Below are 12,101 nucleotides of genomic sequence, written 5' to 3' on the forward strand. Positions count from 1 at the left end.
GCTTTTCCTTGGCGCTGTGTCTGCTACATCTTTGCGCAAGTAACGCGGTGCGGGAAGAAAATTGATGGCTGATACATTCCGTTTGACACTGGCGCAGGCCAATCCGGTGATGGGGGATCTGGCGGGCAACGCCAACAAGGTGCGTGAAGTCTGGGCTGAGGCCAAGGCGACGCAGTCCGACATGGTGGCGTTCCCGGAAATGTTTATTGTGGGCTACAACGCGCAGGATTTGATCCTGAAGCCGGCGTTGCAGGCGGCAGCATTAGCAGAGATTGAGCAACTGGCTGTCGATTGTGCTGAGGGGCCGGTTGTGGCCGTGGGTGGTCCGCTGGTGCAGGACGGCGCGTTGTATAACGCTTACTTCATCCTGAAGGGGGGGAAGATTGCGCATACCCAGCTGAAGCACCATTTGCCGAACTACACGGTGTTTGATGAGGAACGCCTGTTTGCCCATGGGCCGATGGGCGGTCCGTATGATGTGAACGGGGTGCGGGTTGGCTCGCCAATTTGCGAAGATGCCTGGTTTGAGGATGTGCCGGAGACTTTGGAGGAAACCGGGGCGGAGATCCTCGTGGTGCCCAATGGCTCGCCTTACTACCGCGACAAGTTTGATCGCCGCATGAACCACATGGTGGCGCGGGTGATCGAGACTGAACTGCCGCTGGTCTACCTCAATATGGTGGGCGGTCAGGATGACCAGGTGTTTGACGGGGGCTCCTTTGTGCTGAACCCCGGCGGGCAATTGGCGATGCAATTGCCGGTGTTTGACGAGGCGGTGGCGCATGTGGAATTTGAGCGCACCGCGGCGGGCTGGCGCTGCAAGGATGGCCCAAAGGCGCTTTTGCCTGCGGGGGAAGAGCAGGACTACCGCGTCAGTGTCGAAGCGCTGCGGGATTATATGGGGAAGACGGGCTTCAAGAAGGTCTTGCTGGGGCTGTCAGGCGGGATTGATAGCGCCTTGGTGGCCACAATTGCGGTGGATGCGCTGGGCGCAGAGAACGTGCGCTGTGTGATGCTGCCGTCGGAGTATACCTCGCAGGAGTCGCTGGATGACGCGGAGGACATCGCCAAGCGGTTGGGCGTGCACTACGATTATGTGCCGATTGCCGAAGGACGTGCCGCGATCACCAACACGCTGGCACCGCTGTTTGAAGGCACCGAGCCGGGGCTGACAGAAGAGAACATTCAGAGCCGCCTGCGCGGGCTATTGTTGATGGCGCTGTCCAACAAGTTTGGTGAGATGCTGCTGACCACGGGCAATAAATCTGAGGTCGCGGTGGGTTATGCGACGATCTATGGCGATATGGCGGGTGGGTATAATCCGATCAAAGACATGTACAAAACCCGCGTGTTTGAAACCTCGCGCTGGCGCAATAGCGTGCATCGGGATTGGATGAACGGGCCTGCGGGCGAGGTCATTCCGGTGAATATCATCGACAAGCCGCCGTCAGCAGAGCTGCGACCAGATCAGAAAGATGAAGACAGCCTGCCGCCCTATGACGTGTTGGATGCAATCCTGTTCATGTTGGTGGATGAGGACAAATCCGTCGCCGATTGTGTCGCCGCTGGCTATGAGCGGGAGACGGTGAAGCGGGTGGAGCATCTGGTCTATATCAGCGAATACAAACGCTTCCAGTCCGCGCCCGGCGCGCGGTTGAGCAAGAAGGCGTTTTGGCTGGATCGCCGCTATCCGATTGTGAACCGGTTCCGCGATCCGAGCTGAGCCAGCCGACTAACCTAGATAAAGCAGGGGCTTGAACATGATTGAGCGCAAACACACGGGCACACGGATGTCCAAAATTGTCATCCATAATCAGGTGGCGTATCTGTGTGGACAGGTTGGCGCGGGGGACACCGTTGCGGAGCAAACGCGGGATTGCCTGTCTCGCGTGGATGCGTTGCTGGAAGAGGCTGAATCGGATCGCGCGCATATCTTGCAGGCCATCGTCTGGCTGTCTGATATGGCTGATTTTGCCGAGATGAATGCGGTTTGGGATGACTGGGTGCCCGAAGGCCACGCGCCTGCGCGAGCCTGTGGCGAAGCCAAATTGGCGCGGGATGTGCTGAAGGTTGAGGTGATTGTCACGGCGGCTGTGAAAGCGGGCTGAGGGGTCGTTGGGGGAAGGCGGATGAGCGTCAGACTCGCTACCCCAGTCAGTGGAGGGCTAGTTTGAGCCCAAAATCATCGGTGCTGCGGGTGCGCGAAGGTAGGCTTTAGATGATCTTAGTGTATCAATCTTGTGCCGATCCTATCTCTCGTAATATCGATTAACGAGCTTCAAATGATGCATGTAAAGGTTGAATTTCCCGTATCCATGAGGATAGGCTGAGAATTATTACTTCAGAAATTTGAAAGGAACATTCGATGAAACCGTTTAGGTCAATTTCTGTCATCCTTTTATTGTGTTCTGCCATTCCAGCAGCGGCGCAAAATATGACTTACATCGGGGACGCTCAACGAGGTGTACCCGCGTTCAAAAACATCAAATCCCTTTGTACAGGAGCAAATGTAGCTGCGGGTGTAGACTGTGTTGAAGCCGCTCGTGCAATATGTGCGCAGCAATTCGGTGGTCAGGGCGCGACGTACGAAAACACAACCGCGATATTAAGAGGCTACGACGAAAATACCTCTGAAATTATCTATGGGTGTTTCACCACAGGCTAGCTTTACCTCGTAGCCAAATGAAGGAATTTTGCGGATAATAATTTGGCTTGATATGTTATCTGGAATTTCAGGCCGTATTTAACATAATTTGCCTTATTAGTACCTGTAGGCGGTAATTCGCGACAAATTTCCGAAAGCCGCCATTAGCGCAGCCGCAGCGAAATGTTGCAAAGTCCCTCAAAGCTGCCATCCGCTCTATATGCTCCGCAATGTTCTCATGCCTCCAAAAAACGGCGCGTCCTAACCTGGGACGCGCCGTTTTCGTTTTTGGGGGGACCTAACCGCGCGCCTTGATGACCTGCAGTAGTGGCATCAGGGAGGCCATGTCGGGGCCGTTTTTCTGACCGGTCAGCGCTTTGCGCAGCGGCATGAACAGACCGCGGCCTTTGCGGCCGGTGGCTTCTTTCACCGCCGCGGTCCAGGTGGACCATGTGTCGTCATCAAACGGGCCTTCGGGCAGGAGCTTCATGGCTTCCGCGATGAACTCTTTGTCCTCGTCGTCGATCTCCGGTTCGGCCCCATTGGTGTAGAGGTCCCACCATTTGCCCAGATCGTTGAGCGTGGTGATGTTGTCGCGGGTCACGTTCCAGAAACGCTCTGCTTTGTCGGCCGGCAGCCCAACGGCGGCAACGGCGTCTGCCACCTCTGCGAGAGGCTTTTCCTGCAGAACCTTGGCGGTGAGCGGGTAGAGGTCTTCGACGTCAAACTTGGTGGGTGCTGCGCCAAATTTGGTGATGTCGAAACCATCCGCGATCTCTTCGAGGTTGGCGCGCAGCTCCATTGGGTCGGAGCTGCCGAGACGGGCCATTAGGCTCAAAAGCGCCATCGGCTGTACACCCGCTTCGCGCAGATCACGCAAGGCAAGGGTGCCGAGGCGTTTGGAGAGCGCTTCGCCCTGTGGGCCGGTCAGCAGTGAGTGGTGCGCGAAGTTTGGCACCGCGCCGCCAAGCGCTTCGATGATCTGGATTTGAGTGGCGGTGTTGGTGACGTGGTCGGAGCCGCGCACAACGTCAGTGATTCCGTAGTCGATGTCGTCGCAAACGGAGGCCAGCGTGTAGAGGAATTGGCCATCGGCGCGGATCAGGACCGGGTCGGACACGGAGGCGGCGTCAATCGAGCGGTCGCCCAAGATGCCGTCGGTCCATTCGATGCGCTCGTGATCCAGCTTGAAACGCCAGTGACCGTTGCCGCGCTCTGCGCGCAGGTTGGCTTTCTCGTCGTCCGACAGGTTCAGGGCCGCGCGGTCGTAGACCGGCGGTTTGCCCATGTTGAGCTGTTTCTTACGCTTTAGGTCCAGCTCCGTAGGGGTCTCAAAGCACTCGTAGAACCTGCCCATGTCACGCAGCTTTTGTGCGGCGTCTTCATAACGGTCCAGACGGGAGGACTGGGTTTCGATGCGGTCCCAGGTCAGGCCAAGCCATTCGAGATCCTGTTGAATGGCGTCGACATATTCCTGCTTGCTGCGCTCCGGATCGGTGTCGTCAATGCGCAGCACAAAGGTGCCGCCAGCTTTGCGGGCGATCAGATAGTTCATCAGCGCGGTGCGCAGATTGCCAACGTGGATGTAGCCGGTTGGCGAAGGGGCAAAACGGGTGGTCGTCATGGGAATCTCCTGTTGCGTTCCCAATTCCACACCTTGCGCGGTTTGTCCAGAAATGTGGCTCTTTGGTGGGCCGGTTTAAGTACTGGCCCACCAAGGTGCGTAAAGTGTTAGAGCTGATCCTGATCCGGGATGAAATCAGGGTTGCGCTCGATCTGAGGTTGTCCAACCAAACGCCACCGGTAGATCACGTCGTAGGTGCCGCCGTCGCCTTGGGTGCGAAACTCCAGTGGCACGCTGGTTGTGTTGCCGTGAAAAGGCCAGCCGGTGAGTGTTTCCGGGGACAACTCCAAGGCGCGGATTTGCAGGTCAAAGATATCGTCCCGGTTGGCAAACATTGCGCCAAGCCAGATCACCAAGGCGCCTAGAATACCCACCGCAATGCCAATGAGTGCGCCGACCAAGAGGCCAATTGGACCGCCAATCGACCCAATGGTGAAACCGGCCATAAGAGAAGCCGCAATAAAGCTAGCCATGCCGAGATAGACAGTCATGGTGGCTTCATTGGTCAGATAATTTATCTCCGCTCGCAGCGCTGTGTCGAGTTCAAACAAATAAGCGGTAAACCCACCCTGTGGATCCGTTTCTGCCATGGAAAAGAAGGTCACAAAAACGAGGGGCAGGGACATGGTTCCGGTTTCAAAACGCATCGGGACAATGGGCGGGTCGAACACGGCAGTGTCGGAGGTGCGGAAAGAGCCGGCGTCAAACTCGTCGGTGACCGGTTGATCACCTTGGCGGTCTGCGGGGATGCCGGGAACCTCAAAATAGCCAGAGGCCTCTGTCACGTCATAGGCTTCGACAAGCCCTACCGCGCCGAGAGCAGCAAAGCGAATTTCGTCCGCGCCTGCTTCGCCGCGGGTTTCGCGAATGCAGGTGACACGATCCACCAGAAATTCAACAGCCGAGACGCCGGTTACAATCGCTTGGTCCGGAAAGACTGTTGCTGGCGGCGCGTCCTGAATTGTGGGGGGGGCGTCGTCCAAAGGTTGATCTTGGTCCGGTGGAGCCGCTTTCGTCCCGCTTTGCGGCATGGTGGCAAGCTGGCCTGGAAAAAACTCTTGGAGGATGCCTCGGTTGTGAGCCTGGAGATCCTCCGGTGTCTTGATTTGAGCGTTCTCTTCAGGTGTCAAAATATCTGCCAGTTCCTTTGTGATGGGAAAACGCTCTGACAGCGGGGTTTTGCTGTCGGGGTCGACAATTTTGCTGAGACGGCGTTTGGCGTCAGCTGACAGAGGGCGGCCGCTGTGGGGATCAGTTTCCAGCAGGCGCTGCACCAGCTTGGCTTTTTTCTCTTTCGAGAGGGCCTGGGCCATTTTGGCAAAGACGGCAGAGACGCTTGGATGGCGTTCCTGTTGCTCCTGGGTCTTTCGATTCCCTTGGGTGAAGCTGCGTGGCCCAGCTTTGCCTCGCAGCAGGGTTTCGGCCAATTCGGCTTGATAATAGAGGCTGAGTAGGGTGGAGGCTTTGCGGGCACGAGGGCCCATGCGCTCAAACTGCGCGGGATCGTAAAAGGACATAATGGAACTCGATGCTTAGAAAAAATGCAGGCGGCGGGAAAACAATAGGCGCCGTTTTGATCTAAGCGTGCCGTGACAGTCGCAGCAAGGCGGGTATTCCTAACCTTTATGAGCGCCCATCTGTTACGGACCACTTGGCGTTGAGATCCGTGAGGCCGGTTTTGATGAGCTCTTCGAGTACGGTGAGATCGATGTCAGCCAGTGTGTTGATGTAGAGGCAGGATTTGCCCAGCTTGTGTTTGCCAAGCCGGTCGAGAATGGCGCTGTAGTCCTGATAGCCGGGCATGATGTAGAGCACGAGGTTGGCTTTGCGTGGGCTGAAGCCGGTGGCGAGGAAGTCGCCTTCGCGGCCGCTGTCATAGCGGTAGTGGTATTGGCCAAAGCCAATGATGGACGGTCCCCACATCACTGGGAGATAGCCCGACACGCGTTCAAAGAGGTCGAGTAGGACGAAGGCGTCGGATTGGCGGCGGGCTGGGGAGACCGTCTTCAGAAAATCGCGCGGATTGATGCCTGTGGGCGTGGTTTTGTTGGTGCTCATGGGGTGGCCCTCATGGAGGTGAGTGGACAAGATATCTGTTGCGGTTTTTGGGAGCCTACGCAAATGAGACTGGTTTGGCACCGCACGCCAAATTAGGATGCATTGTTTGATCTAAAACAGGGTTTTGCCAATCCTGTTTGCGATAACACTGTTTGTGAACAAGTGTGTAACTTGAGTTTTAGTCCTTTGGGAGGGCGGACCGTTGCAAGATATTTTGACCGTGACTTTCAATCCGGCGGTGGACATGTCCACTGCGACGCCTGCCGTCACCGCGGGGCCTAAGCTCCGGTGCGACGCGCCGGTCTTTAGTGCTGGTGGTGGCGGGATCAATGTGTCTCGCGCCATTCGCATTCTGGGCGGCCATTCGCGGGCGTTTGTGGCAGCTGGGGGGACTGCCGGTGTGAAGCTCGGGGATTTATTGGCCGAAGAGGGCATTGCGCGCATTCCCTATCCAGCACCGGGAGAGACCCGCACCAATGTGGCGGTGATTGAGGGCGAAAGTGGGGATCAGTATCGCTATGTGATGCCGGGGCCAACTTGGGGGGAGGCAGATTGTGCGCTGATGCTCGATAATCTTTGCGCGATGGTGTCGCCGTCGGGGCTTGTTGTGCTGTCTGGAAGTTTGGCGCCGGGCATGCCGGTGGATGTGATCCGCCGGATTATGCAGCGGTTGGGGACCGATGGGCCGAGGGTGATTTGTGACATTTCCGGAGCGCCATTGGCCAACCTGTGTGGGCATGAAGGCTGCGGGCTGGAGCTGCTGCGCATGGATCATGATGAAGCAGAAGAGATCGAAGGTGGGCCATTGGCAAGCCGGGAAGACAGTGCACGGTTTGCGCGCGATTTGGTCTCGAAGGGTGTAGCGCGGACGGTGATTGTGGCACGGGGGCCGGATGGGTCGGTTCTGGCGACGGCGGAGGGCTGTGTGCATGCCTCTGGGCTGGATGTGCCGGTGGACAGCAAGGTAGGAGCCGGGGACAGTTTTGTCGGGGCGTTTGCCTTGGCGCTGGCCATGGGCAAAGACGCGACCACCGCTTTGCAGTGGGGCACTACGGCGGCGACGTCGGCGGTGACCACGCCTGCGCGAGAGCTGTGCCGGAAGCCGGATTTTGAACGGTATTTGCCTGAATGTGCGTTGAGCGATCTGGCTGTGTAGCTCAGAGATACAGCACCGAGGCGACTAGGAAGAAGATCAGCACCCCAAACACGTCGTTGGTCGTGGTGATGAAAATGCCGGTTGCCACGGCGGGATCGAGCCGTAGGGATTTCAAAACAAAAGGAATAACGGCGCCGATGGTGCCTGCGATGGTGGTCACAAGCGTAAGTGCACAGAGCGCGGTGAGGGCCAGATAGACTGGTGCGTGCAGCGGGATGAACAGGCTGACCAGCAGAACCATGAGCGCGGCGATGCTGCCGATTGAGAGCCCGTTGAGCATGGCGCCCAAAAGCTCGCGCAGGATGCGGCCGCCAAAGTCACCCTTCCAGTTCACACCGGAGGTGAGGGACTGCACAGACACGGTGGAGGCCTGAATGCCCGCGTTACCGGCGGTGGCCATAACCACAGGGATGAAGCTGGCGAGCACAGCGGCTTGGGCCAGCGCGTCCTCAAAGGAGCCAATCACACCGGCAGCAAAGCCCGCGCCGCCGAGGCCGCCAAGCAGCCAAGGCAGACGTCGGCGCAAGATGGTGAGGGGGCTGTCAAACTGTGTCGTGGCTGGAGAGACTGAACCCATGCGCAGCATGTCTTCTTCGGCCTCTTCGCGGACAATTTCCGCCAGTTCGCGCGGGGAGATGCCGCCGACAAGTTTGCCGCTGCTGTCGATCACCCCGATGGCGTGCAGGTTCTTGGCGCGGGCCATGGAGAGGACGTCTTCGCGATCCCAGTCGGCGCTGACCAACAGAAGCTCCGGATGCAGGATGTCGCGCAGGATCACGGTGTCGCTCGCGGCGAGTACTTCACGAAAGCGCAGGAAGCCCAGCGGTTTGCGGGCGGTGTCCACCACAAACATCATATCGATTTTGGCGAGGTTCTGGCTGCGGGCACGGATGTCTTGAGTGAGCTGCGCCACGGTCCAATCTGCCGGGGCCATCAAAACGCCGAGGCGCATGACGGTGGCGGCGCTGTCATCGCGGGCTTGCAAAACGGCAGCGATGGCCTCGGCCTTTGGGTGCGCCGCGAGGAGTTGTGCGGCGAAACTGCGCGGCAGTTCGAGCAGCGTGTCGACGGCTTCATCCACATCCATCATGGCGATGATGTTGGAGAAGGTGGTGAGCGAGGTTTCCGAGAACAAAACGGCGCGCAGATCCGGGTCGAGTTCGGCCATGACCTTGAGGCCAAGCGCATCCGGGATCCAGTCAAACATCACGCGGGCACGAGCAGGGCGCAGGCGGGTGAGGGCGGCCAAGGTGTCAGCGGTGGGCCAGTTTTCGATTGCTTCGAGCAAGGCCGCTTTGTCGTCTGCCGCGATCCACTGATCAAGCTGTCTTAGCAGCTTGCGGTTGGCCTGCTTGCCGTCCTCTGTTTGGTCGTCGTGCCAGATCATAGAGGGCATGGCGGCGGGCCTTTTAGCTGGTGTACTTTGCGTCCAGAGCGGCGAGGTGGTGATCCACCAGCGCGGTTTCGTCTTTGGTCAGCACGCGATGACGCGGGTATTGCGGATCGGTGCGGTCATGCAGGATAGGCGCGTCCCAACCGGTTGTTGTGGCAAAGAAATCCGCAACACCTTGCTCGCCAAACTCGTGCAGGTAGCCTTGCACAACCACGTCTAAGTAGCTGAGTAAGATCGGATGGCGCATGTCTGCGGGCAGGCCAATGTCGTGCCGCGCGGTGTAAACCGCGATCTCAATCGGATCGGTGATCGGGTGGGTGACATTCGGGGTGCTGAGCATGCGGGTGTAGGCAAACTCACGGGCATCCAGAGCTTCCCAGTCATCGCCGGGCACATGTGCTATAATGCCGTCAATGGCGCAGGAGTCGTCTGGCACAGCGGTGAGAAACGCGATGGGGCGCAGGTCGGTGTGACACCACTGCCGCCGCCATCCGTTCAGGCGGGCAGGGTGCGCGTTCTCGTAAGAATGCGTGCTGTGGTTCACGAGGCTACCATAGCCAAAGAAGAAAGAGGCGGTCATGTTTCCTGCCTACACGTGTGTTGATCCATGTCAATGCTATGCGTGGGCCCCTCTGGCACAAGTCGGCCACCCATCTGACCGTTGGGACGGACTGAGAGGAAAAAATGCGGATTACCAAACGGACGAATATTGCCATTCGTGTGCTGATGTATTGTACAGCGCACCGTGGCCGCTTGGTGACCAAGCATGAAATTGCAGGCGTGTGTAACGCTTCGGAAAATCACCTCGCACAGGTCATTCACCAGTTGGCGTTGATGAAAGTGCTGAGCACACAGCGTGGACGCAACGGTGGGCTGGAGTTGGCGCGAGAGCCAAAAGACATTGAGATTGGCGAGATTTTCCGTGCGATGGAGGCTTCCGTGCCTTTGGCGGAGTGCTTTGCCGATGTCGACAATTCTTGCCCGCTCGTTGAGGCATGTCGTCTGAAAGAGGCGCTGCGTGAGGCTGCTGAGGCGTTTTACGCCCGTCTGGATCAGGTCACTTTGGACTCTTTGGTCTGTGATAACACAGCGTTGTTGGGAATTTTGGCGCCTGATCCATGTGGTGCGAAGGCCGGGTGAGGTCGGGGTGCCACCTTTTGCGGCCTGACTCCCCGAAGTGCTAGTGCCGGAAATCAACGCCGGACAACACCAGTCCAGCACCAATCACTGTGCCCCAAAACAGAACCGCAACAATGGCCGCCCAGCGCCCTTTTGTGGAGGAGGGCCATCGTAAGGCCGCAAGCAGCAAAGTGCCAAGAAGTACCGCTGCGAGGATAACCAGAAGTTTTTCCGTCGCAGCGCCGGACGGCAGGGTATCGAGGTCTGGCAGGTCAAGGCCAAGATCATAGCGCATTTCCCAGACCGCAAGCAGACCAATTGCAGAGATCAGCGCAACAATCAGAAGACCAAGGGCGCTGCGCGCTCGGCACAGCTGGATACCAGCGAACAGCGAAAGGCCGCCACCAATAAGCGGACCAACAAAGATGATCAGAGCAAGCGCAAGCATAGGTGGTCCTTTTGTATCTGCATGTATCGTGTTTATTGATCTTGGGGTCGGAGGCAACCGTCGTTCTTGGCGGGAGGCCATGGTTGTCAATAAGTTTGTGTGAATGTGGTTTTGGGGGTGGCACTGCCTTGCCGCGATGGGGTCCGCCTGCGGTTGCTAGAATTTCGGGAATTTAGGCGAGCAATCTTCATTATAAGCATTGCTTATTGCGCGATAATTATGTGGAACATAGAGGCTTGTCAGATTTTGTTCTGCATACTACGGTGCACGGCAAGGTGAATCGGGAGAACTGGACGATCCAGTGCCGAAGGAGCAACCGCCCCGGAAACTCTCAGGCCACAGGGACCGACCACCTAAGGAAACACACTCTGGAGAGTGGTGTCCGTCAGGGCGCCCGCCGAAGGGATAACGATCTCAGGCAATCGGACAGAGGGGGCATCGCACGCGCGGACTAATTGCGCGAAATTGGGATGCCGGATGTGACCTCCAGAACATGGACACGCCCGGAAAGAGAAGGGCGAGGCCTATGGGAGAGCTGAAGCGCACACCGCTTTATGATCTGCATATTGAGCTTGGTGCCAAGATGGTTGGGTTTGCGGGCTATGATATGCCTGTGCAATACCCGCTTGGCGTCATGAAGGAACACTTGCATTGCCGTGGGGCAGCTGGACTGTTTGACGTGAGTCACATGGGGCAGGTCGCGTTGCGGGCTGACGGCTATGAGGCTGCGGCAAAAGCGTTTGAAGCGCTTGTGCCACAAGACGTGATCGGCCTTGGCGCTGGGCGTCAGCGTTATGGTTTTTTCACCAATGACGCGGGCGGGATCGAAGACGATTTGATGTTTGCCAACCGTGGCGACCACTTGTTTGTGGTGGTGAATGCGGCCTGTAAAGAGGCCGATATTGCACGCATGACCGCGGCGTTGTCGCCTGATGTGACGGTTGAAGAGATCACCGATCGCGCGCTGGTGGCGTTGCAAGGTCCGGCAGCGGAAACCGCGCTGGCGCGGCTGAACCCAGCTGTTGCAGACATGGCGTTTATGGATTTTATCGAAGTCGAGCTGGATGGCGTGGCCTGTTGGGTCAGCCGCTCGGGCTACACCGGTGAAGACGGCTATGAGATTTCCATTCCAGAGGCCGACGCGGAAGGTATTTGCCGCAAGTTGCTGGAGATGGAAGAAGTTGAGGGCATCGGCCTTGGTGCGCGCGACAGCCTGCGCTTGGAGGGTGGTCTTTGCCTTTATGGCAACGACATTGATGCCACCACATCCCCAATTGAAGCGGCCTTGACCTGGGCGATCCAAAAGGTGCGGCGCGCGGATGGCGACCGTGCCGGTGGGTTCCCTGGCGCGGACCGCATTTTTGGCGATCTGGCCGAAGGCGTGGCGCGCAAACGTGTGGGGCTGGCCCCAACCGGCCGCGCGCCGATGCGGGCAGGCACGCAGTTGTTTGCCGCAGCTGAAGGTGGCGAGCCGATTGGCGAAGTGACCTCGGGCGGCTTTGGCCCAACCTACGAAGGTCCGGTGGCCATGGGATATGTTGGCACGGCACAAGCCGTTGTCGGGACAGAAATTTTTGGTGAGGTACGCGGCAAACGCATGCCCGTGACCGTGGCGAAGATGCCGCTGGTACCCGCCAACTTCAAGCGTTGAGCAACAGG

11 protein-coding genes and 2 riboswitches are annotated in these 12,101 nt (G+C 58.1%); of the genes, 5 read left to right on the plus strand and 6 right to left on the minus strand.

Annotated elements, in window-relative coordinates; all coding sequences use genetic code 11:
* The first annotated feature begins 64 nt into the window (after positions 1–64).
* Both Q0955_RS12200 and Q0955_RS12205 read left to right on the plus strand, forming a co-directional pair.
* Positions 65–1,723, plus strand: a complete 1,659-nt coding sequence (locus Q0955_RS12200) for an NAD+ synthase (RefSeq protein WP_299424593.1) — start codon at positions 65–67, stop codon at positions 1,721–1,723.
* 37 nt (positions 1,724–1,760) lie between these two features.
* Positions 1,761–2,108: a RidA family protein gene (locus Q0955_RS12205; RefSeq protein WP_299424594.1), complete on the plus strand. Its 348-nt coding sequence runs from the start codon at positions 1,761–1,763 to the stop codon at positions 2,106–2,108.
* Positions 2,109–2,942: 834 nt separating this feature from the next.
* Here Q0955_RS12205 and gltX read toward each other — a convergent pair.
* The 3 genes from gltX to Q0955_RS12220 all read right to left on the minus strand — a co-directional run bounded on the left by gltX (position 2,943) and on the right by Q0955_RS12220 (position 6,326).
* Complete coding sequence (gene gltX / locus Q0955_RS12210) at positions 2,943–4,268, minus strand: glutamate--tRNA ligase (protein ID WP_299424596.1); 1,326 nt, start codon at positions 4,266–4,268, stop codon at positions 2,943–2,945.
* Between the two features lie 107 nt (positions 4,269–4,375).
* Entirely contained in the window at positions 4,376–5,785 is a 1,410-nt protein-coding gene (locus tag Q0955_RS12215) for a hypothetical protein (protein ID WP_299424597.1), read from the minus strand.
* A gap of 106 nt (positions 5,786–5,891) precedes the next feature.
* Positions 5,892–6,326, minus strand: coding sequence for a DUF1801 domain-containing protein (locus Q0955_RS12220; RefSeq protein ID WP_299424599.1), 435 nt, complete (start codon positions 6,324–6,326; stop codon positions 5,892–5,894).
* 202 nt (positions 6,327–6,528) lie between these two features.
* Between Q0955_RS12220 and Q0955_RS12225 the strand changes: the two genes are divergently transcribed.
* Positions 6,529–7,482, plus strand: coding sequence for a 1-phosphofructokinase family hexose kinase (locus Q0955_RS12225; RefSeq protein ID WP_299424600.1), 954 nt, complete (start codon positions 6,529–6,531; stop codon positions 7,480–7,482).
* 1 nt (position 7,483) lies between these two features.
* Here Q0955_RS12225 and mgtE read toward each other — a convergent pair whose 3' ends face one another.
* Positions 7,484–8,878 (minus strand): magnesium transporter, encoded by a 1,395-nt coding sequence (mgtE, locus tag Q0955_RS12230; RefSeq protein WP_299424602.1) that lies wholly within the window; start codon positions 8,876–8,878, stop codon positions 7,484–7,486.
* 13 nt (positions 8,879–8,891) lie between these two features.
* Positions 8,892–9,455 carry a gamma-glutamylcyclotransferase family protein gene (locus Q0955_RS12235; RefSeq protein ID WP_299424603.1) on the minus strand — a complete coding sequence of 188 codons (564 nt, stop codon included), beginning with the start codon at positions 9,453–9,455 and terminating at the stop codon, positions 8,892–8,894.
* A gap of 104 nt (positions 9,456–9,559) precedes the next feature.
* Here Q0955_RS12235 and Q0955_RS12240 point away from each other — a divergent pair, with 104 nt between their 5' ends.
* Complete coding sequence (locus tag Q0955_RS12240; RefSeq protein ID WP_299424605.1) at positions 9,560–10,015, plus strand: Rrf2 family transcriptional regulator; 456 nt, start codon at positions 9,560–9,562, stop codon at positions 10,013–10,015.
* A 40-nt stretch (positions 10,016–10,055) separates the two neighbouring features.
* Here Q0955_RS12240 and Q0955_RS12245 read toward each other — a convergent pair whose 3' ends face one another.
* Positions 10,056–10,442 (minus strand): hypothetical protein, encoded by a 387-nt coding sequence (locus Q0955_RS12245; RefSeq protein ID WP_299424606.1) that lies wholly within the window; start codon positions 10,440–10,442, stop codon positions 10,056–10,058.
* Between the two features lie 271 nt (positions 10,443–10,713).
* Positions 10,714–10,800, plus strand: a riboswitch (glycine riboswitch).
* Positions 10,801–10,882: riboswitch (glycine riboswitch) on the plus strand.
* Between the two features lie 86 nt (positions 10,883–10,968).
* On the opposite strand from Q0955_RS12245, the gene gcvT reads away from it, so the two are divergent.
* Positions 10,969–12,093: a glycine cleavage system aminomethyltransferase GcvT gene (gene gcvT, locus Q0955_RS12250; RefSeq protein ID WP_299424608.1), complete on the plus strand. Its 1,125-nt coding sequence runs from the start codon at positions 10,969–10,971 to the stop codon at positions 12,091–12,093.
* Positions 12,094–12,101: the final 8 nt, after the last annotated feature.

Source organism: uncultured Shimia sp. (assembly GCF_947493595.1).
In the GTDB taxonomy this organism is placed as follows: Bacteria; Pseudomonadota; Alphaproteobacteria; order Rhodobacterales; family Rhodobacteraceae; genus Shimia.

Bases quoted from the DNA above. Each gene is read 5' to 3' on its own strand.
- Q0955_RS12200 (WP_299424593.1), top strand. From the start codon at position 65: ATGGCTGATACATTCCGTTTGACACTGGCGCAGGCCAATCCGGTGATG.
- Q0955_RS12205 (WP_299424594.1), top strand. From the start codon at position 1,761: ATGATTGAGCGCAAACACACGGGCACACGGATGTCCAAAATTGTCATC.
- gltX (WP_299424596.1), bottom strand. From the start codon at position 4,268: ATGACGACCACCCGTTTTGCCCCTTCGCCAACCGGCTACATCCACGTT.
- Q0955_RS12215 (WP_299424597.1), bottom strand. From the start codon at position 5,785: ATGTCCTTTTACGATCCCGCGCAGTTTGAGCGCATGGGCCCTCGTGCC.
- Q0955_RS12220 (WP_299424599.1), bottom strand. From the start codon at position 6,326: ATGAGCACCAACAAAACCACGCCCACAGGCATCAATCCGCGCGATTTT.
- mgtE (WP_299424602.1), bottom strand. From the start codon at position 8,878: ATGCCCTCTATGATCTGGCACGACGACCAAACAGAGGACGGCAAGCAG.
- Q0955_RS12235 (WP_299424603.1), bottom strand. From the start codon at position 9,455: ATGACCGCCTCTTTCTTCTTTGGCTATGGTAGCCTCGTGAACCACAGC.
- Q0955_RS12240 (WP_299424605.1), top strand. From the start codon at position 9,560: ATGCGGATTACCAAACGGACGAATATTGCCATTCGTGTGCTGATGTAT.
- Q0955_RS12245 (WP_299424606.1), bottom strand. From the start codon at position 10,442: ATGCTTGCGCTTGCTCTGATCATCTTTGTTGGTCCGCTTATTGGTGGC.
- gcvT (WP_299424608.1), top strand. From the start codon at position 10,969: ATGGGAGAGCTGAAGCGCACACCGCTTTATGATCTGCATATTGAGCTT.